19 protein-coding genes are annotated in these 20,280 nt (G+C 63.0%); 12 read left to right on the top strand and 7 right to left on the bottom strand.

Annotated elements, in window-relative coordinates; translation table 11 throughout:
• Nucleotides 1-9 precede the first annotated feature (9 nt).
• On the top strand, nucleotides 10-882 hold the full coding sequence (locus tag WM94_RS05530; RefSeq protein WP_061550654.1) for a cation diffusion facilitator family transporter: 873 nt from the start codon (nucleotides 10-12) through the stop codon (nucleotides 880-882).
• Nucleotides 883-959: 77 nt separating this feature from the next.
• On the opposite strand, the gene WM94_RS05525 is transcribed toward WM94_RS05530, so the two are convergent.
• On the bottom strand, nucleotides 960-1,745 hold the full coding sequence (locus WM94_RS05525) for a DUF6515 family protein (protein WP_061550653.1): 786 nt from the start codon (nucleotides 1,743-1,745) through the stop codon (nucleotides 960-962).
• Nucleotides 1,746-2,139: 394 nt separating this feature from the next.
• On the opposite strand from WM94_RS05525, the gene WM94_RS05520 reads away from it, so the two are divergent.
• Together WM94_RS05520 and WM94_RS05515 are read left to right on the top strand one after the other, a co-directional pair.
• A complete protein-coding gene (locus WM94_RS05520; RefSeq protein WP_003249795.1) occupies nucleotides 2,140-2,616 on the top strand; it encodes an Lrp/AsnC family transcriptional regulator in 477 nt (158 codons plus the stop codon).
• 54 nt (nucleotides 2,617-2,670) lie between these two features.
• Nucleotides 2,671-2,874 (top strand): DUF2788 domain-containing protein, encoded by a 204-nt coding sequence (locus WM94_RS05515; RefSeq protein ID WP_013974331.1) that lies wholly within the window; start codon nucleotides 2,671-2,673, stop codon nucleotides 2,872-2,874.
• Between the two features lie 112 nt (nucleotides 2,875-2,986).
• Here WM94_RS05515 and WM94_RS05510 read toward each other — a convergent pair whose 3' ends face one another.
• From WM94_RS05510 to WM94_RS05500, 3 genes are all read right to left on the bottom strand, one after another.
• Complete coding sequence (locus tag WM94_RS05510) at nucleotides 2,987-3,619, bottom strand: pseudouridine synthase (protein ID WP_061550652.1); 633 nt, start codon at nucleotides 3,617-3,619, stop codon at nucleotides 2,987-2,989.
• A gap of 6 nt (nucleotides 3,620-3,625) precedes the next feature.
• Nucleotides 3,626-5,089 (bottom strand): AMP nucleosidase, encoded by a 1,464-nt coding sequence (amn, locus tag WM94_RS05505; protein WP_061550651.1) that lies wholly within the window; start codon nucleotides 5,087-5,089, stop codon nucleotides 3,626-3,628.
• Between the two features lie 177 nt (nucleotides 5,090-5,266).
• Complete coding sequence (locus tag WM94_RS05500; RefSeq protein WP_061550650.1) at nucleotides 5,267-6,919, bottom strand: acyl-CoA dehydrogenase family protein; 1,653 nt, start codon at nucleotides 6,917-6,919, stop codon at nucleotides 5,267-5,269.
• Between the two features lie 254 nt (nucleotides 6,920-7,173).
• Here WM94_RS05500 and WM94_RS05495 point away from each other — a divergent pair, with 254 nt between their 5' ends.
• Complete coding sequence (locus tag WM94_RS05495) at nucleotides 7,174-8,349, top strand: PAAR domain-containing protein (protein WP_310650311.1); 1,176 nt, start codon at nucleotides 7,174-7,176, stop codon at nucleotides 8,347-8,349.
• Between the two features lie 823 nt (nucleotides 8,350-9,172).
• Here WM94_RS05495 and WM94_RS05490 read toward each other — a convergent pair.
• Both WM94_RS05490 and WM94_RS05485 read right to left on the bottom strand, forming a co-directional pair.
• The gene (locus tag WM94_RS05490; protein ID WP_003257593.1) at nucleotides 9,173-9,433 is read right to left on the bottom strand and encodes a DUF3077 domain-containing protein; all 261 of its coding nucleotides are present in this window, start codon (nucleotides 9,431-9,433) and stop codon (nucleotides 9,173-9,175) included.
• 488 nt (nucleotides 9,434-9,921) lie between these two features.
• Nucleotides 9,922-11,910, bottom strand: coding sequence for a hybrid sensor histidine kinase/response regulator (locus WM94_RS05485; RefSeq protein WP_061550649.1), 1,989 nt, complete (start codon nucleotides 11,908-11,910; stop codon nucleotides 9,922-9,924).
• Nucleotides 11,911-12,175: 265 nt separating this feature from the next.
• Between WM94_RS05485 and WM94_RS05480 the strand changes: the two genes are divergently transcribed.
• From WM94_RS05480 to WM94_RS05465, 4 genes are all read left to right on the top strand, one after another.
• A complete protein-coding gene (locus tag WM94_RS05480) occupies nucleotides 12,176-12,973 on the top strand; it encodes a hydroxymethylpyrimidine/phosphomethylpyrimidine kinase (protein ID WP_061550648.1) in 798 nt (265 codons plus the stop codon).
• Nucleotides 12,974-12,986: 13 nt separating this feature from the next.
• Nucleotides 12,987-13,610 carry a thiamine phosphate synthase gene (gene thiE, locus WM94_RS05475; protein WP_003257589.1) on the top strand — a complete coding sequence of 208 codons (624 nt, stop codon included), beginning with the start codon at nucleotides 12,987-12,989 and terminating at the stop codon, nucleotides 13,608-13,610.
• A gap of 15 nt (nucleotides 13,611-13,625) precedes the next feature.
• Nucleotides 13,626-14,909: a glutamate-1-semialdehyde 2,1-aminomutase gene (gene hemL / locus WM94_RS05470; protein ID WP_013974339.1), complete on the top strand. Its 1,284-nt coding sequence runs from the start codon at nucleotides 13,626-13,628 to the stop codon at nucleotides 14,907-14,909.
• A gap of 256 nt (nucleotides 14,910-15,165) precedes the next feature.
• The gene (locus tag WM94_RS05465) at nucleotides 15,166-15,711 is read left to right on the top strand and encodes a tetratricopeptide repeat protein (protein ID WP_003257587.1); all 546 of its coding nucleotides are present in this window, start codon (nucleotides 15,166-15,168) and stop codon (nucleotides 15,709-15,711) included.
• A 3-nt stretch (nucleotides 15,712-15,714) separates the two neighbouring features.
• On the opposite strand, the gene WM94_RS05460 is transcribed toward WM94_RS05465, so the two are convergent.
• Complete coding sequence (locus tag WM94_RS05460; RefSeq protein WP_039613561.1) at nucleotides 15,715-16,041, bottom strand: DUF1820 family protein; 327 nt, start codon at nucleotides 16,039-16,041, stop codon at nucleotides 15,715-15,717.
• Nucleotides 16,042-16,317: 276 nt separating this feature from the next.
• Here WM94_RS05460 and WM94_RS05455 point away from each other — a divergent pair, with 276 nt between their 5' ends.
• Genes WM94_RS05455 through lnt form a run of 4 tightly spaced genes read left to right on the top strand, consistent with a single transcriptional unit; the run spans nucleotide 16,318 to nucleotide 20,173 of the window.
• Nucleotides 16,318-17,316, top strand: coding sequence for a PhoH family protein (locus WM94_RS05455; RefSeq protein ID WP_039613560.1), 999 nt, complete (start codon nucleotides 16,318-16,320; stop codon nucleotides 17,314-17,316).
• On the top strand, nucleotides 17,309-17,782 hold the full coding sequence (ybeY, locus tag WM94_RS05450; protein WP_013974343.1) for an rRNA maturation RNase YbeY: 474 nt from the start codon (nucleotides 17,309-17,311) through the stop codon (nucleotides 17,780-17,782). The genes WM94_RS05455 and ybeY overlap by 8 nt, the downstream gene beginning before the upstream one ends.
• A 25-nt stretch (nucleotides 17,783-17,807) precedes the next feature.
• Nucleotides 17,808-18,647 (top strand): HlyC/CorC family transporter, encoded by an 840-nt coding sequence (locus WM94_RS05445; protein ID WP_003257584.1) that lies wholly within the window; start codon nucleotides 17,808-17,810, stop codon nucleotides 18,645-18,647.
• A gap of 8 nt (nucleotides 18,648-18,655) precedes the next feature.
• Entirely contained in the window at nucleotides 18,656-20,173 is a 1,518-nt protein-coding gene (gene lnt, locus WM94_RS05440) for an apolipoprotein N-acyltransferase (RefSeq protein ID WP_013974344.1), read from the top strand.
• The last annotated feature ends 107 nt before the right edge of the window (nucleotides 20,174-20,280 follow it).

The following is a 20,280-nucleotide window of genomic DNA, read 5'->3' as shown; positions in this document are numbered from 1 at the left end:
TACCCACGGATGATGACCACCCCGGCTGAACACCAGCGCCTGCTACGCCTGGCCACTCGCGCATCGCTGGCGGTGGCCAGCATCCTGGTCCTGAGCAAGGCGTTGGCCTGGTGGCTGAGCGGCTCGGTCAGCCTGCTGGCCGGGCTGACCGACTCGGCACTGGATGCCGTTGCCTCGTTCCTCAACTTGCTCGCCGTGCACTACGCCCTGCGCCCGGCCGACAACGACCACCGTTTCGGCCATGGCAAGGCCGAAGCCCTGGCCGGTATGGCGCAGGCGCTGTTCATCGGGGTCAGTGCGGTGCTGATCGGGGTGCAGGCGGTTGAACGCCTGCACACCCCGCAACCCTTGGGCGATACCGCCGTCGGTATCGCGGTAATGCTGCTGTCGCTGGTGCTGACCCTTGCCCTGCTGGCACTGCAACACAAGGTCATCCGCCTGACCGGCTCCACGGCGGTGCGGGCCGACTCCCTGCACTACCGCTCGGACCTGCTGCTCAACGGAAGCATCCTGCTGGCCCTGCTGCTGGCACGCTTTGGCTGGCCGCAACTGGATGCGCTGTTCGGCCTGGGCATCGCTGTCTATATCCTTTGGAGCGCGCTGCAGATCGCTCGGGAAAGCACGGCCATCCTGATGGATCAGGAACTGCCCGGCGATGTCGGCGAGGCCATGGCTGCGCTGGTGCTGGCCATTCCCGGGGTCAAAGGCGTACACGACCTGCGTACACGGGTGTCGGGCAACCAGTGGTTCGTGCAGTTGCATCTGGAGATGCCGGGGCAGTTGCCGCTGCATGAGGCGCATGCCTTGTGCGTGGAGGACTCGAAGGTGATCCGCCAGCGTTATCCACAGGCGGATGTGATGGTGCATGCGGATCCGGTGTGAATCAGTGAGCGTAACTGTAGGAGCGGGTTTACCCGCGAACACCGGCACAGCCGGTGCCATGCACCGCATGTCCCGCTTTAGTTGATGCTGTAGCCTCGGCCACTGAAGCACGCGCCCAGCGCCCGCCGGTAGTTGTCCGCCACATTGGCCGGCGGCGCATAAGTCGCCGTCGCCGGGTCGAACCCTGACTGGCTCACCGCCCAACGGTGGCACTGGTAACGGTCCTGGTCCTGCTGTTCCTGCCCTTGCCCATACATCGGGTAGGCCACCACGTCATACCCACCGCCTACAGGTGCCGGCGCCACAACCGGCGGGTTGACCACCACGTACTCGCGGCTGTCGGCCAGGTACTGGTAATAGGTATCGGCCACCAGGAAGAACAGCGCCCCGCCCAACCAGACTTCCCGCGCATAAGGCGGCAGGTAGTCGACCCGCACGCCGTAGGGCGGGCTCACCACGACATAACGGCCACCATGGGGGCGATACCAGTAACCACCGGAGTAGAAGTAGTCATCGCCACGGTAGGGCACTTTCCAGTAGCGGTCCGGGAAATGATCGATGGTGTGCCCCGGGCGATACTGCGGCCCCGGCCCCCAGCCATTGCCATGACCATCCGGGCGCCCCTGCCAGTCACCGCCAGGCCGTTGCCCCGGGCCACCGGCTTCCCAGTGGCGGTTATCGCCATGACGGCGGGGAATATCCTGGTAATAGCCCTGTCGTGGCGGCTGGGTCTGCTGCACTTCGTCACGCGAATTGAGCGAGCGGCCCGGCGCCCCCTCTCCCGGCCCTTCGGCCATGGCCCCAAGGCTGATGCTCAACCCCAACACACCAACACCTGCCAACTGCCAGATGCGCGACTTCATGCTGTTCCTCTCGGTAGAAAATAAGGCAACCACAGCCAGTCTACCGCGCCTGTCACGCACGCCAATTAAATTCCGGACATGAAAAAAGGGAGGCCACAGGGCCTCCCTTCAGGAATTGTCGTCCGTGCTCGGCACTTGTGGCGCCGGCTCACCTCACACCGTCTTCTGGAAGGTGCGTAGCCCGGGGGCCTGCAGATCCTGTTGGATGGCTGGCCGCAACCGCCCGCCTAGGGCGCGTCGCCGTGGACTGATGTCCGGGCAGTGATTCTGTGGATAAAGATACCGGACAGGTTACAGCACAGGATTGCGAAGATTGCTCGGATAAATAGCACTTGCGCAATTTTTCACCGTGGATTGATAATTCGCCGCAATCCGAACAGAAAAGGCATAAACCATGAGCAAACTTGACCGCTACGACCTGAGTATCCTCGCCGAATTGCAGCGCGATGCGCGCATTTCCAACCAGGAACTGGCCGAACGCATCGGCCTGTCGCCTTCGCCATGCTCTCGTCGGGTCAAGCAACTGGAGGACGATGGCTACATCTCGCGCCAGGTAGCCCTGCTCGACCGCAAGAAGCTGGGCCTGAGCCTGACTGCCTATGTGCTGATCGGCATGGACCGCCACACCCCGGAGCGTTTCGAAACCTTCGAGGCGGCCATCCGCAACCTGCCACAGGTGCTTGAATGCAGCCTGGTCACCGGCATGGATGCCGACTACCAGCTGAAGGTGGTGGTGCCCGACATGGACCACTACCAGAAACTGCTGCTAGGCAGCCTGACCCGCATTGAAGGCGTCACCAGCGTGCGTTCGAGCTTCGTGCTGAACCAGGTGCTGGCCAGCACCGAGCTGCCCTTGACCCACCTGCGTTAATTGCCTGCGCCAGCAGGCGTATAATCGGACGCTCAACCCGCCTGGAGAACACCGATGGATCCCGCCGTATTCGAAGAGTGGATGATGATCATCCTGGTCACCGTGTTGATCGGTTTCATGGGTTTCATCGTCTGGGACCTGGCGAAAAAGTCCAAGGCCGGGCGGTTCGGGACGCTGATCCTGTTCTTCGTGCTGGGGCTGGGGGTGTTGGCCTTTATCATCAAGAGCGTGGTGGTGGGGTTTCTCGAAGGGGTGTAGAAAATTCAGGGCCATTCGCGGGCACGCCCGCTCCCACAGGTCTGGCGCTGCACTTGAGGGCTGCACTATACCTGTGGGAGCGGGCGTGCCCGCAAATGGCCCTTGAACTGGACTAAAGCTTGGCGGCCACTTCGCGCCAGCACCCCTGCTCCAACCCATCCAGCGCCCAGTCGCCAATCCGCACCCGCACCAGGCGCAAGGTCGGCAACCCCACCGCCGCCGTCATCCGCCGCACCTGGCGGTTACGCCCTTCGCGAATCACCAGCTCCAGCCAGCTGGTCGGCACGCTCTTGCGAAAACGCACCGGCGGTTTGCGCGGCCACAGCGCCGGCTCGTCCAGGCGCCGCGCCTCGGCCGGCAAGGTCGGCCCATCGTTCAGTTCCACGCCATCGCGCAAGCGCCGCAACTGCTCCTCGCTCGGCTCCCCCTCCACCTGAACCCAGTAAGTCTTGGCCAGCTTGTGCTTCGGGTCGGCAATGCACGCCTGCAGGCCGCCATCGTTGGTCAGCAGCAACAGGCCTTCACTGTCGCGGTCCAGCCGCCCGGCCGGGTACACGCCGGGGATGTCGATGTAGTCCTTGAGCGTCGCGCGCCCGTCGCCGTCGCTGAACTGGGTCAGCACGTCGAACGGTTTGTTGAACAGGATCAGGCGCGGCTCGGCCGGTGGCGCCTTGGGCTGGCGACGCGGGCCGGTGGCAGGCCGCGCCTGGGGGCGGCGCGGCTTGGAACGGGGTGGCAGTGACATGGATCCTCAGCGGAACGGCGGCTCATCAAAGCTGCGCAGTTTACGCGAGTGCAGCGAGTTGAGCTCGGTGCGCAGCAGGTCGAGGGCGGCAATGCCGATCTTCAGATGCTGGCTGACCGCCCGGTTATAGAAGGCGTTGGCCGAACCCGGCAGTTTGATCTCGCTGTGCAGCGGCTTGTCGGACACACACAGCAAGGTGCCGTACGGCACGCGCAAGCGGTAACCCTGGGCGGCAATCGTACCGCTTTCCATGTCCACCGCCACGGCACGCGAGAGGTTGATCAGCGGCCGCTCCTGGGCCCAGCGCAGCTCCCAGTTGCGGTCGTCGTAGGTCAGCACAGTGCCGGTGCGCAGGCGCTTCTTCAGCTGTTCACCACGCTCGCCGGTGACCTGCGCAGCGGCTTCCTGCAAGGCCAACTGCACCTCGGCCAGGGCCGGAATCGGAATGTTCGGCGGCACTACCCGGTCGAGAATACCGTCACGGCGCATGTAGGCGTGTGCCAGCACATAATCGCCGATGGTCTGCGACTGCCGCAGGCCGCCGCAGTGGCCGATCATCAGCCAGCAGTGCGGGCGCAGCACGGCCAGGTGGTCGGTGATGTTCTTGGCATTGGACGGGCCGACGCCGATGTTGACCAGCGTGACGCCGTCGCCGTCGGCGGCGATCAGGTGATAAGCCGGCATCTGGTAGCGGTGCCAGACCACGCTGGCCACCAGGGCCTGGGTTTCACCATGGTCCATGCCCTTTTCGATCACCACATTGCCTGGCAGGACCATGCGCACGAAGCGAGGGTCGTCACGCAATTGGTCGAGGCCGTGGCTGATGAACTGGTCGACATAGCGGTGATAGTTGGTCAGCAGGATCCACGGCTGTACATGGCGCCAGTCGCTGCCGGTGTAGTGCACCAGACGGCGCAGCGAGAAGTCGACCCGCGCGGCATCGAACAGCGCCAGCGGCAGAGTCTCGGCACTGCCCCAGTCATACAGGCCGTCGGCGATGTTGTCGGTCGCAGCCGACAGGTCGGTGCTGGGGAACACCCGCGCCAGCTGCGCGGCGGTGATGCCGCTGCCGGCCAGTTCGTCGCCCTGATCGACCACGTAGGGGTAAGGAATGTTCTGTTCACTGACGCCGACCTCTACCGTGACGGTGTAATCGTGCATCAGCGGGCGCAGTTGCTCCAGCAGGTAACCACGAAAAGCAGCAGGCTGGGTGATGGTGACGCTGTAGGTACCTGCCACCTGAACCTTGGCGTAGGCCCGCGTGGTGGCGGCGACTTCACCATGGCTGTAATAGGTCAGGCGCAGCGCCGGGTAGCGGAACAGGTCGCGCTCTTCGGCGTCCGGCTCGGTACGGTCCTTCAGGTAACGCTTGAGGGCCTGGCTAAGGGCCCCGGTGGCCTGGTCATGCAGGGCCGCCAGACGGTCGACGGCCTGTTCGGGGGTATCAACGACTACAAAAGCTTGGCTCACACTGTGCTTCCTGTCTGGACATGCATGTGAACCATCTTGCCTGCCTTCTTGGCTAAATACACCCCCATTGATCGGTGTTGCATCCATTCGCGGGCACACCCGCTCCCACAGGATCTTCACTGCCCTCAGGCACGACGCAGTACCTGTGGGAGCGGGCGTGCCCGCGAAGAAGCCAGCTCAGTTTGCCCAGGATGGCGTCGCCCTGGTCACCAATGCCGCCACATCCACACCCCGCGGCAACGCCCCGTACACGCGCCCGCCCCCCGTCAAGCGGCTGTCGATAAACGCATCACTGACCACCGCATTGCCCGCCTCCAGCAATAGTTTGGCCTGCAGCGCCAGGGCAATATCCTCGGTCAGCTGCCGCGCGCGGTACTGCATGTCGCCAGTGTCGGCAAACGCCCCCTTGAGGTTGCCGATGTGCGCCGCCAGGCGCGGGTCCCCGTGGCCATCGCCCAGCTCGGCGAACAGCGCATCGAGCACGCCCGGCTCCTTGGACAAGGCCCGCAGCACGTCCAGGCATTGCACATTGCCCGAACCTTCCCAGGTCGAGTTCACCGGCGCTTCGCGGTACAGCCGTGGCAGGATGCTGTCTTCCACATAACCCGCCCCGCCCAGGCACTCGGCGGCCTCGTTGATCATGGCCGGCGCGCGCTTGCAGATCCAGTACTTGCCCACCGCCGTGACCAGCCGGGCGAAATGCGCCTGCTGCGGGTCTTCCAGCTGCTCCAGCGCCTGCCCCATGCGCAGGCTCAGGGCCAGCGCGGCCTCGCTTTCCAACGCCAGGTCGGCCAGCACGTTCTGCATCAACGGCTGCTCGCTCAGCAGCCGCCCGCCGACCTTGCGGTGCGCGCAATGGTGGGTCGCCTGGGTCAGCGCCTGGCGCATCAAGGCGCTGGAGCCGACCATGCAGTCGAAGCGGGTCATGGCCACCATTTCGATGATGGTCGGCACGCCCCGCCCTTCTTCCCCAACCATCCAAGCCAGGGCACCGCGGAATTCCACCTCGCTGGAGGCGTTGGAACTGTTACCCAGCTTGTTCTTCAGGCGCTGGATATAGAACTGGTTGCGGCTGTCATCCGGGCGGTGACGCGGCAGCAGGAAGCAGCTCAGGCCTTTCTCGGTCTGGGCCAGGGTCAGAAAGGCATCGCACATGGGCGCCGAGCAGAACCACTTGTGCCCGACCAGTTCGTAGGGCTGCCCCGGGCCCGCGGCACCGACCGGATAAGCCCGGGTGGTGTTGGCCCGTACATCGGTGCCCCCCTGCTTCTCGGTCATGGCCATGCCCAGGGTGATTCCGGCCTTGTGGCGGTCGCCGACGTTACGCGGGTCGTACTCGCAGGCGAGGATTTTCGGCAGCCAGTATTCGGCCAGCTCGGGTTGCAGCCGCAGCGCTGGCACGGCGGCGAAGGTCATGGTCAGCGGGCAGCCGGTACCGGCCTCGGCCTGGCTGTGCAGGTAGGTCATCGAAGCCCGCGCCACATGGGCGCCTGGGCGGGGTTCAGCCCATGGCAATGACGGCAGGCCGTGCTCGACGGCGGTGCGCATCAGTTCGTGGTAGGCGGGGTGGAACTCGACCAAGTCGATGCGATGGCCGTAGCGGTCGTGGCTGCTGAACTCCGGCTTGTGCGCATTGGCCAGGAAGCCCGCCTGCATCAGCGGGCCGCCGGCCAGGGCACCGTAGGCATCGATCCGCGATTCGGCCCAACCCGCACCGAAACGCCGCGACCATTCCTGTAGCGGCAGGTCGAGGCGGTAAAGGTTGGCACCGTCGAGGGGCGGTGGCTGGTTGGTGACTTCGTGGGTTTCAGCGTACTGGTGCAGGTTCATCGGGGGCTCCTGGATCCGGGTAGCTTGAGAGCCCCAGTGAAGCACTCCCCGCGGGTCAGTCAAAGTGACATTAATGACTAAACATGTGGTGGGGGGCGCATGTCAGCCCTAACCCGATTCCCGCACCGTCATCAAAAAGCGCTGTAGTCCAAATCCCTATCCATTGTAGGACCCTTCCTAAAACCTGCCCTACCTGAAAATACCCGCCTACAGGCTGCTAGGTTCCTGGCTCCCACTTTAAAAAGAGGCGAGCCATGAGCATGCGCATGAACATCTTCGGCCGAGGCCAGGGCCTGGACGGGGACGAAACCACCACTGGCGCCATCTGCATTGCCGGCCAGGCCAGGGGCCGTGTACACGGCAGCGACTGGCTGCTCAAAGGCGACAAGACCACCCCCTGCCCTCTCTGCGGCCAAGAAGGCACCCTTATCGAAGGCGAGTCCCGCTGGCAGCAGGACGGCATACCTACAGCTTTGGATGGAGCGCTGGTGCAATGCGGGTGCCCATTGGGCAGCAATCGCCTGATTGCGCGTGGGCATTCAGCTCCAGCGCCGCGCAGGGCGCCTGTACCTGAGGCCGTTCATGAGGCACCGCCACAGGCTCAAGCGAGTAATCAGGTAAGAAACAGCTATCAACTTGGGGCATTCCAGCCCTCGACCGCTGCGCAAGGCATGGAACCTGGCTTCTACATCGTTCCGCGTTGCATGACGTACCAGGAAGTCTTGGCAGAGCTCGGCGCGCCGCAGGCCAATTTGCCGAGTTCGATTCTGGAGAGACTGAACCCGACGTATGAACGTGGGTTCAAGGCAGGTGAGATCTTTGTCATTGGTGACGGTTTGCGGCGGCCGATGTGCACGCGTGAAGAACTGACTGCAATGAGTGCGGCGAAACAGGCGCGGGAAGCGTTGGCAGAACTGACGCCGGAGGAAGCCGAATTCATGATGCGCCATCAGGCCGAGATCGCCGGGCTGCTCAGCGATGTGAGTCTGACGATGGGTGTGAGCGAGGCGATGATTGGCAAGTCGCTGGATGAGCTCAGCGACATACTGCGAAAAATTGAAGACTTGCATAAAGATCAATTCATTAAGCATGGACATCTTAGACACCCGGAGTTCTTTGCGGAACGTCAAAAACTGTTCAAGCAATTAAGTACAAACCTGAAAGCGACTCTCCTGAACAAGCGCCTCAATCTAGGGAACTATGAAAGCTTGCGCCGGGACTTAGGAATATCGTCAAGAAGCTTGGTGCACCACTGGAGTAAAGCGGGGGGGAGCGACACACATCCCTGGTTACTCGACACATTTGGACAAGCTGGCCAAGATGGCAAAATATTTAAAAAACGGAGGACGTATTGGCATTGCTATTGGTGGAGGCGGATCTGCTCTGAAAATTTCAGAGGTGTGCAAAGAGGGCAATACAAATGCTTGTAAAAAAGTAAGCGTTACTGAGGCCGGCAATTTCTCCGGTGGCTTAGCTGGTGGCTGGTTGGCAGGAAAATTTGCGGGCAAAATCTCTGCAAAGGTTTGCTGGAGAGTTGGGCCCTACGCCGTGGCATGCGGAATAGTCATCACTGGCGGAGGCGCTTTGGCCGGCAGCATCGGCGGTATGGAAGCGGGTGAGGAGTTCGGCGAATTAGTCTTCGAGGTCTTTGGAGATGATTGATCATCTTGACGTCAAACTAAGGCTATTCCTGTTAGCCACTCCTATCTGTCTCGCCTTAATCGGGCTTGCATCTGATCTTCACATTGCATGCTCTCGCCAGTATAAAGAAATGACCTCAGCACTCCAACGGAGCGCGTGCCTCCCATTTGCGACCGGCATGTGGGGAGAGAAAAGAATAGGTTCCAGAGTTCTAGTTATTTCTGTAATCGCGGGTGCCATTGGATCCCCCGCCTCAAGCATTCGGAGCGGACTATTGGATGAGCAAGACCACTTACAATTCCCTAGGCATTTAAGAAGAAAAATACTTATTGCATCCTCGCTAAACACCATTGGTATTGCCTGGGTAGCGACATATTTCCTAATGAAACTGATTAAATGAGAGCTCCCGTATCTGCTGAATGCCCATCGCCGCTCTTTTAGGCTTTTTGTCGGCTTACGCACCATTAATGCAGTAACCCGCGATGCCTGGTCTTGCCTGAGGACTCACCGCGGGGGACCCGCTTCCACGGAGATAGCGCATCTTTCAGTCTATGCACAACTCCTGTGGGAGCGGGTTCACCCGCGAAAGGGCCGGTACAGCCAGTACAAGAATCAGCGCATCAAGCCCAGCTCGGCATCATCCAGCAGCGCCTTGGCCATGGCTGCGAAGTAGTGCGAAGCCCACATCATTTGCTGGTCGCCATCCATCAAACCGGTAAGCGACAAGTCCCGCGCATAGCCCATCAGTTCCGAGGCCTGCTCGCGGGCGCTGCGACAGGGGATGCCCTCGGCAATGCGGAACAGTGGATGGGTTTGGCCTTCGCCTTGGTAGAAGTAGGTAACGCCAGGGGTGGTTTTGGTTTCGTCGTTCATGAGTTCGGCACCATGGAGATATGTGCCACCCGTCTGTTTCCACACATAGGGGTGACAGCTGCACACGGGGTGGAAAACCAGGCATGGTGCGAACCCGGTAGGCCCAAAGGCCTCCCGCGTACAGCTGTCGTAACGACACGCACCATAGGTCTTGCCAGGTTTCCACACCCGATCGCTGAACCGTCAGCGACTGGAAAAGCCTAGAGCGCGGGATTTGCAGGAACAATCAGACGCGTGTCGACAGCGGTTGTAGGGTATTTCGCAGGGGATGGAGTTGCCAGTGCTGAAGCGTAGGAAGAGTCTGGCGTTGTTGTAGGAGTGCAGGCGCGGTCAGGGCATGTCCTGGGGGCCGCTTGCGGCCCTTCGCGGGCATGCCCGCTCCCACAGCGATCGCGCATTGCCTGAATTCAGCGCCAAACCTGTGGGAGCGGGCGCGCCCGCGAAGGGCTGCAAAGCAGCCCCAACAAAGCCTGCGAAAACGAAAACGCCTAAAGCGACCGTCGCGTCTGCAGAGCATTCGATGCCATCTGCACCTGCGCAATAGCCATGTTCAAACTCAACTCGAACCGGCTCCCCAACCCCCGCGTCGACTCATGCGACAACCGTGCCCCCAGCAATTCCCCCATCTGCCGGCAGATCGACAGACCAATCCCCAGCCCGCCATAACGCCGGGTCATCGAGCCATCGACCTGGAAGAAGCGCTGGTACAGGGTCGCCTGATCGAGATCATCGAAGCCGATACCGCTGTCGCTGACCATGAAGGTCAGCGCCAAGTCGTCAGGCCCCACCCGGCGCCCGCGCACCTGGATCATCACCCCGCCCTGGTGGGTGAACTTCAAACCGTTGTCCACCAGGCACCCCAGGCAGCGGGCCAGCTTCTGAGCATCACCCTGCAACCCGTCCGGCACATCGGCCGGGATGTCCAGGCTCAGGTACAAGCCTTTGCCCAAAGCCTGCCCAGCATAACCGGCACGTACGCCCTGCAGCAGGTCACGCAGGCTGAATGGCGCCGTCTGCGCGCGCAGGCGGCCGGCCTGTAGTTCGGAGAGGGTAAGAATGGCATCGACCATGTCCATCATGCCCTGGGCCGAGCCCACCGCCGTGCGGTGGTACTGGGCCATCTCGGCCTCCATCGGCAGGGTATGCATCAGCTCCAGCGAGCCGATCACACCATTCATCGGCGTGCGCAGTTCATGGGTCACGCTGGCCAGGAATTCGTCTTTCAGCCGGTTGCTTCTGGCCAGTTGCAGGTTCAGTTGCTCCAGCGTGCGCCCGGTGTCTCGCAAGGTCTGCGCCTGCTGCTCGCGCAGGCTGTTGATGCGGTCGGCCAGCGCCAGCGACAGCAAGGCCACCTCCAGCGCCGACCCCAGCTGGCTGGCATACATGGTGATGAACACGTTCGGCAGGTAGCCCAGCACCATCAGGGTGTTGACCAAGCCTCCGAGCAGGAACGCCGTCCAGGCGATGATGAACCAGCGTGCCACGCGCAAGCCACGCCACCAGGCGTACAGCCCTGCAGCGAAGATGCTCACGGTAAACAGCAACGCCAGCACCGTGGCCATGCGCAGGGCGACGCCGTAGGGCATGCTCACCGCCAGCATCATCACCAGCGCGCCACCCAGCATCAGCAGCTGCAGCAGCCGGTCGAAACCACGGCTGATGCTGCCCAGTTGCAGGAAATGCCGGGCGAACTGGCAGCCGAACAGGCCAGCGGCACCGATGAACAACGGCGTCGAAGCATTCGCCCACCACGGGCTGTCCGGCCAGAAGTAGGCCACACCGGCGCCATTCACCGACACCTGGTAAAAGCCGAACGAGGCGATATAGAGGATGTAATAGAGGTAGCTGACGTCGCGCACGCTGAGGTAGATGAACAGGTTGTACACCAGCATCACCAGCAACACGCCGTAGATCATCCCCAGCACATACAGGCGCGTGGGCTGCTCCTCCATGTAGGCCTGGGCGGACCACAGCGCCAGCGGCGCCTGCACCGAGCCCTGGCTGTGCAGGCGCAGGTAGGCGGTGGTCACCTGGCCAGGCGGCAGCAGCAGTTCGAACAGGTAGTTGTTCTGCAGGATCTGCCGGCTTTGGTAGGGCAAGGCGTCGCCGGTGCGCCGGGCCAGGCGGTAACTGCCACTGCTGTCGGGCAGGTACAGCTCGAGGTGGTCCAGCGGCGGATAGGCCAGTTCCAGCAGCCATTGCCGTGGGGCGGCGCCGGGCGCGGCGACAGGGCGCAGTTCGACCTTGAGCCAGAACACCGAGGTGGAGTAACCGGCGTTCAGCACGTCTTCATGGTGGGGGCGAAAATGCTTGGCGAACCCAGGGGCACTGACCTGGGCGATGCTGGCGCTGCCATCGAGGTCTTCATAAACCTGCATGGCCTTGCCCAGCGGAAGATGCTGCGTAGCGTCGTCGAAATCGACTGCCCCGGCCAGCACGGGCAGCAAGCCCAGAAGCACAATCAGCAAATAGCGCATACAGCCCCAGCATGGCCTGTCCGGTCGAGTCGCGGTTGCCTCCCATCCGTTTGAGACGACACGATCCGGCAGAACCCGTTTGTAGAGTTATCCGAGCACTCTAGCATAGCTTCGCAACCTGGCAATCGACCATATCCAATCACAAAGAAAAGGCTCTAAATCAATACCTTCAGAAATTAAACCGGCAAAAATCTGACCTTATGATCAACAAAACTCGTTTGTAGGACGATCCGCCCAAACAGGATTGGTGGTAAGCTCGCCGACCATGAATACCTACAGCTCCCGCCCCGTTGTCCTCTGTCTCTCCGGCCACGACCCCAGTGGCGGCGCCGGCCTGCAGGCAGATATCGAAGCCCTGATCGCCCAAGGCTGTCACGCCGCACCCGCAGTGACCGCCCTGACCGTGCAGGATACCGTCAACGTTTCCGACTTCCGCGTGCTCGACCGCGAGTGGGTGCTGGCCCAAGCCAACGCCGTGCTGGCCGACTCCACGGTGGCCGCCGTCAAGCTCGGCATGCTCGGTTCGATCGAAATGGTCGACACCGTCGCCGAACTGCTGGCGGCACACCCGCACCTGCCGCTGGTCTGCGACCCGGTGCTGCGTGCCGGTGGTGGTGGTCGCCTGGGCAAGGACGAAGTGGGCTACGCCCTGCGCGAACGCCTGCTGCCGCTGGCGACCATCGCCACGCCGAACCTGCCCGAAGCCCGCATCCTTGCCGAACTGCCCGAAGGCACCGCCGACGAGTGTGCCGAGAAACTGTTGCCGTTCTGTAGACACCTGCTGATTACCGGCGGTCACGGCGACGAAGACGAAATTCACAACCGCCTGTACAGCCGCGACGGCCAGCACCACACCTGGACCTGCCAGCGCCTGCCGGGCAGCTACCACGGCTCGGGCTGCACCCTGGCCAGTGCCCTGGCCGGCCGCCTGGCCCTTGGCGAGCAGCTGGAAAGCGCCGTCCGCAGCGCCCTGGACTACACCTGGCGCACCCTGCGTGACGCCGAACAGCTGGGCAAGGGCCAGTTCGTGCCGCGCCGCCTGCCGCTGGATTTCTGCTCCTGACACGAGGCCTCCAATGAAGCTACGCGGTCTGTACGCCATCACCGACAGCCAGCTGCTCGCTGGCCGTTTCCTGTCCCATGTCGAGGCGGCACTCGAAGGCGGCGTATGCCTGCTGCAGTACCGCGACAAAAGTGACGACGCGGCACGCCGCCTGCGCGAAGCTGAAGGGCTGATGCAGCTCTGCGAGCGCTACGGCACTCAGCTGATCATCAACGACGACGCCGAACTGGCCGCGCGCCTGGGCGTCGGCGTGCACCTGGGCCAGACCGACGGCCCGCTGACCCCGGCCCGCGCATTGCTCGGACGCCAGGCAATCATCGGCTCCACCTGCCACGCCAGCCTCGAGCTGGCCGCGCAGGCTGCCAGCGAAGGCGCCAGCTACGTGGCCTTTGGCCGCTTCTTCAATTCTGTCACCAAGCCGGGTGCACCCGCTGCCAACATCGAATTGCTGGAGCAGGCCCGCGCCCAGGTGAAACTGCCGATCGCGGTGATCGGCGGCATTACCCTCGACAACGCCGCCCCGCTGGTCGCCCATGGCGCCGACCTGCTGGCGGTGATCCACGGCCTGTTCGGTGCCGACAGCGCTCAGGAAGTCACCCGCCGCGCCCGCGCCTTCAACGCCTTGTTCGCATCCTGATTCGAGAGAACCCCCATGTCCCGTTCCGAAGCCCTGTTCGCCCAAGCCCAGAAGCACATCCCCGGTGGCGTCAACTCGCCGGTCCGCGCTTTCAAGAGCGTTGGCGGCACGCCGCTGTTCTTCAAGCATGCCGAAGGCGCCTACGTCGTTGACGAGGATGACAAGCGCTACGTTGACTACGTCGGCTCCTGGGGCCCGATGATCCTCGGCCACGGCCACCCGGAGGTACTGGACTCGGTACGCAGGCAGCTGGAGCACGGCCTGTCCTATGGCGCCCCGACCGCCATGGAAACCGAGATGGCCGACCTGGTCTGCTCGCTGGTGCCATCCATGGAGATGGTGCGCATGGTCAGCTCGGGCACCGAAGCCACCATGAGCGCCATCCGCCTGGCCCGTGGCTACACCGGCCGTGACGCCATCATCAAGTTCGAAGGCTGCTACCACGGCCACTCCGACAGCCTGCTGGTAAAAGCAGGCTCCGGCCTGCTGACCCAGGGTGTGCCGAGCTCGGCGGGCGTGCCGGCGGACTTCGCCAAGCACACCCTGACCCTGCCGTTCAACGACATCGCCGCCGTCGAGAAGACCCTGGCCGAAGTCGGCCAGACCGTAGCCTGCATCATCGTCGAGCCGGTCGCCGGCAACATGAACTGCGTACCGCCGGCGCCAGGCTTCCTCGAAGGCCTGCGCGAGCAGTGCGACAAGCACGGCGTGGTGTTGATCTTCGACGAAGTGATGACCGGTTTCCGCGTTTCGCTCGGCGGCGCCCAGGGCCACTACGGCATCAAGCCGGACCTGTCGACCTTCGGCAAGATCGTCGGCGGCGGCATGCCGGTCGGCTGCTTCGGCGGCAAGCGTGAAATCATGGGCTGCATCGCCCCGCTCGGCCCGGTCTACCAGGCCGGTACCCTGTCGGGTAACCCGCTGGCCATGGCCGCCGGCCTGACCACCCTGAAGCTGATCAGCCGCCCGGGCTTCCACGCCGAGCTGACCGACTACACCAGCCGCATGCTCGACGGCCTGCAACAGCGCGCCGATGCCGCTGGCGTGCCGTTCGTCACCACCCAGGCCGGTGCCATGTTCGGCCTGTACTTCAGCGGTGCCGACGACATCGTCACCTTCGAAGACGTGATGGCCAGCGATGCCGAGCGCTTCAAGCGCTTCTTCCACCTGATGCTCGATGGTGGCGTGTACCTGGCGCCGAGCGCGTTCGAGGCCGGCTTTACCTCCATCGCCCATGGCGACAAGGAGCTGCAGATCACCCTGGATGCGGCTGAAAAGGCTTTTGCAGCCCTGAAGTAATGCAGTGTCTGTACCGGCCCTTTCGCGGGTAAACCCGCTCCTACAGGGACTGCGCACCCGTGAAAGCGGTGCGGTCTCTGTGGGAGCGGGTTTACCCGCGAAGAGGCCGGTACAGGCAACAAATACCCATGCACAATCAGCTGACTTCCCCAACCAAGCAGAAATTCGAGTAAAACTTTGTAAGGTTGGCGCTGCTTATCCCATAATGTGCCACCAGAGACATTGGCCGCAGCTTTGCAGAGGTAAGTCGATCCCCATGAACCGCACCGGCCGCGCCCTGACCCTGGGCTGCCTGTTGCTTCTTCAGCCCCTGCTGGCTCTGGCGGAGGGCGGTAACTCGTTGCTCATTCCGGCGACGGGCCGCTGCACCTTGAATGTCCAGCCTGAAGACCTGGCAAACGCCCTCAAGGCTTGTGAGCAGACGGCAACGGCGGGGGATGCCCAGGCGCAATTCGAACTGGGCGAGTACTACTACACGCAAACGCCGAAAAACCTGGGCAAAGCCCTGAACTGGTTCGAAAAGGCCTCGCTGCAAGGCCATGCCGAGGCCCAGTACCGCCTGGGCGCCATGTTCTTCCGTGGCGAAGGGGTCAAGGCCAACAATGTGCAGGCCTACATACTGCTGAAGATGGCCGCGGTCAACGGCGCCGAGGATGCGCTGGACATGGCCGACGAAGTGACCGAGCAAATGCCCCGCGACGAGCTGGAGCATGCCACCCAGGTGCTCGGCCAGATCTTCCGCAAATACCTGCTGGAACTGCAGAACGCCGAAGGGCGCACGCCGTTCTCGCCACTCCCCTGAGGGTTACTTTTCCGGCATCGGCATGGGGAACGGCATCACGTTGCCGCCGCCCTTGGCTTCGCTGATCTTCGCCGTGCCCAGGCGCTCCACCTCGTCTATGCGCACGATCGAGTGCATCGGCACGAAGCTGCGGATCACCCCCTCGAACTGGCTCTTGAGCTTTTCCTCGCCAGGGTCAACTACCAGCTGCGAACGCTCGCCGAACACGAACTCCTCGATTTCCAGGAAACCCCACAGGTCGCTCTGGTAGATCTGCTTGGCATACATCTCGAAGACCTGCCCCTGGTTGAGGAAGATCACTTTATAGATGGCAGGTTCACGTTTGCTCATGTTCGTCGGGATAACACATGCGTAAGAAAAGGCGGGCATCATAACAGACAGGTTTGCTGAACTGTGTTGCCTGTCCCGGCCTCATCGCCGGCAAGCCAGCGCCCACAGGTACTGCGCAAGCTTCAGGCCTGTGCAGTATCTGTGGGAGCCCGGCTTGCCGGCGATAGGGCCGGAACAGGCCATACATACCGTTGAACGTTTCAGTGCTTTCGCCACTGCCATTCAAGGGTTATTCTTGAGTTCACATTCATTGCCGTCGAGCGGCTAAAAACGACCTTGAACGCACCCATACAACCCCATCGCTTCATCCTCGAACCTTTCGAGGCCCACCGTTTCGCCAACTTGTGCGGCCAGTTCGACGAGCACCTGCGCCTGATCGAACAGCGCCTGGCCATCGAGATCCGCAACCGCGGCAATCAGTTCGAACTGATCGGCGAACCCAAGACCACCTCCGCTGCCGAACAACTGCTGCGCCGTCTCTACCGCGAGACAAAGGCCAGCGACCTGTCACCGGAAACCGTGCACCTGTACCTGCAGGAATCGACCGTCGAGAACATCGACAACCCGGCCGTCAACGAGGTCAGCGTGTCGCTGCGCACGCGCAAGGGCAACATCCGCCCGCGCGGGGTCAACCAGCAACGCTACGTCAAGGAAATCCTGGCCAACGACATCAACTTCGGCATCGGCCCGGCCGGTACCGGCAAGACCTACCTGGCCGTGGCCTGCGCCGTGGACGCGCTGGAACGCGAACAGGTGCGCCGGATCCTGCTGGTGCGACCTGCGGTAGAGGCGGGCGAAAAGCTCGGCTTCCTGCCCGGCGACCTGGCCCAGAAGATCGACCCGTACCTGCGCCCGCTGTACGACGCCCTGTACGAAATGCTCGGCTTCGAACACGTGGCCAAGCTGATCGAGCGCCAGGTGATCGAGATCGCCCCGCTGGCCTACATGCGTGGCCGCACCCTGAACAACAGCTTCATCATCCTCGACGAGAGCCAGAACACCACGCTGGAACAGATGAAGATGTTCCTCACCCGTATCGGCTTCGGCTCCACCGCGGTCATCACCGGTGACATCACCCAGGTCGACCTGCCCCGTGGCACCAAGTCAGGCCTGGCGCACGTCATCGAGGTGCTGAGGGACGTTCCGGGGATCAGTTTCACCCACTTCCAACCCAAAGATGTGGTTCGTCACCCACTGGTGCAGCGCATTGTCGAGGCCTACGACCGCTTCGATGCCCGCCAGGCCAAGCCCGAGGCGCCCGGCAAAGATGCTTGAACTCGATATTCAACGGGCCACGGATGCTGCCGCCCCGGATGACACCGCCTTTCGCCGCTGGTGCGAACTGGCCCTGCGCCAGCGCAGCGCCGATTCGGAAATGACCATTCGCCTGGTCGACGAAGCCGAAGGCCGCGAGCTGAACCACACCTACCGGCACAAGGACTACGCGACCAATGTGCTGTCGTTCCCGGCCGACGTCCCCGACGACCTGCTCGATATCCCGTTGCTGGGCGACCTGGTGATCTGCGTGCCAGTGGTCGAGCGCGAAGCCGCCGATCAAGGCAAGTCGCTGGAAGCGCACTGGGCACATCTGGTCATACACGGTTGCCTGCACCTGCTCGGCTACGACCACATCGAAGATGAGGAAGCCGAGGAAATGGAAGGCCTGGAACGGGAATTGCTGGCAGAACTGGGTCATCCCGACCCGTACGCCGACGATGAAACCGACACCATCACACACTGAAACACGAAGGATCACGAGAACCGCCATGAGCGAAGATCGATCGAGCAACGGGCAGAAGTCCTGGCTGGGTAAACTGACCCAGGCTTTTGCCCATGAGCCGAAAAACCGCCAGCAACTCCTTGAACTGCTGCGCGAAGCCCATCAGAACAAACTGCTGGACAGCGAAGCGCTGACCATCGTCGAAGGCGCCATCCAGGTGGCCGACCTGCAGGTTCGCGACATCATGGTGCCGCGTTCCCAGATGATCAGCATCAAGGCCAGCCAGTCGCCCCGCGAGTTCCTGCCGGCGGTGATCGACGCCGCGCACTCGCGCTACCCGGTGATCGGCGAAAGCCACGACGATGTGCTCGGGATCCTGCTCGCCAAGGACCTACTGCCGCTGATCCTCAAGGAGAATGGCGACAGCTTCAACATCAAGGACCTGCTGCGCCCGGCCACTTTCGTGCCCGAGTCCAAGCGCCTGAACGTGCTACTGCGCGAGTTCCGCGCCAACCATAACCACATGGCCATCGTCATCGACGAGTACGGCGGCGTGGCCGGCCTGGTCACCATCGAGGACGTGCTGGAGCAGATCGTCGGCGACATCGAGGACGAGCACGACGTCGAGGAAGACAGCTACATCAAACCGCTGCCCAGCGGCGACTTCCTGGTCAAGGCGCTTACCCCGATCGAAAACTTCAACGAGTTCTTCGACAGCGAATTCTCCGATGACGAGTTCGACACCGTCGGCGGCCTGGTAATGAGCGCCTTCGGTCACCTGCCCAAGCGCAACGAAACCACCGAGATCGGCCCTTACAAGTTCCGTATTCTCAATGCCGACAGCCGGCGGATACACTTGCTGCGCCTGACACCGATCACCCGTTAAGGACAAACATGCGTTGGATCACCCGCCCCGGCTGGCCCGGTAACCTGCTGGCCCTGGCGGCCGGTGCCTCCACCCTCCTGGCCCTGGCGCCTTTCGACATCTGGCCCTTGGCCGTGTTGTCCATCGCCCTGCTCTACCTCGGCCTGCGCGAGCTCAGCCCGCGCCAGGCCATGTGGCGCGGCTGGTGGTTCGGCTTCGGCCTGTACGGTGCCGGTACCTGGTGGATCTACGTCAGCATGAACACCTACGGCGGCGCCTCGCCGCTGCTGGCGATCCTGCTGCTGCTGGCGTTCTTCGCCGCCCTGGCCTGGTTCTTCGCCCTGCCCACCTGGCTGTGGGCACGCTGGCTGCGCCGCACCGAAGCACCACTGGCCGACGCCTTGTGCTTTGCCGCCCTGTGGCTGCTGCAAGAGGCCTTCCGCGGCTGGTTCCTGACCGGCTTCCCCTGGCTCTACGCCGGCTACAGCCAGCTGGACGGCCCGCTGGCCGGCCTGGCACCGCTGGGTGGCGTGTGGCTGATTTCCTTCGCACTGGCCCTGACCGCTGCCCTGTTGTGCAATGTGCACCGCCTGCGCGCCCGCCCCTCGTTCCTCGCGGTGGGCTGCCTGCTGTTGCTGGCCCCGTGGGTGCTTGGCCTGGCGCTCAAGGGCCATGCCTGGACCAAGCCGGCGGGCGACCCACTGAAAGTGGCGGCCATCCAGGGCAACGTCGAGCAGGACCTGAAATGGGACCCGGCGCACATCGATGCGCAACTGGCGCTGTACCGTGACCTGAGCTTCAGCTCCAGGCCGGTAGACCTGCTGGTGTGGCCGGAAACCGCGGTGCCGGTGCTCAAGGACCAGGCCCAAGGCTATATCGACGTGATGGGCCGGTTTGCCGCCGAGCGGCATTCGGCGCTGATTACCGGCGTGCCGGTGCGTGAAGTGGTGCATCACCAGCGCCGCTACTACAACGGCATCACTGTCACTGGTGAAGGCGATGGCACCTACCTCAAGCAGAAGCTGGTGCCTTTTGGCGAGTATGTGCCGCTGCAGGACATGCTGCGTGGCCTGATCGAGTTCTTCAACCTGCCCATGTCGGACTTCGCCCGCGGGCCGGAAGACCAGCCGCTGCTGCAGGCCAAGGGCTACCAGATTGCGCCTTACATCTGCTACGAAGTGGTCTACCCCGAATTCGCCGCAGGCCTGGCGGCCCGCAGCGACCTGCTGCTGACCATCAGCAACGACACCTGGTTCGGTACCTCGATCGGCCCGCTGCAGCACCTGCAGATGGCACAGATGCGCGCGCTGGAAGCCGGGCGCTGGATGATCCGCGCCACCAACAATGGCGTGACCGCGCTGATCGACCCGTTTGGCCGCATTACCACGCAGGTACCGCAGTTCCAGCAGGCGGTGCTGTATGGCGAGGTGGTGCCGATGCAGAAGCTGACGCCGTACCTGCAATGGCGGTCGTGGCCGCTGGCGATAGTCTGTGCATTGCTGCTGGGTTGGGCGTTGCTGGCTGGGCGAATAGCCAAGACTGTCTGATGATGTCGCCTGTACCGGCCTCTTCGCGGGCACGCCCGCTCCCACAAGGGCTGTGATGAACCTGTGGGAGCGGGCGTGCCCGCTAAGAGGCCGGTACAGGCAGTACA

The sequence above is a fragment of the Pseudomonas sp. ABFPK genome, from assembly GCF_001586765.1.
GTDB classification, from domain to species: Bacteria; Pseudomonadota; Gammaproteobacteria; order Pseudomonadales; family Pseudomonadaceae; genus Aquipseudomonas; species Aquipseudomonas asiatica.
This window is presented reverse-complemented; position numbering and strand designations above follow the sequence as displayed.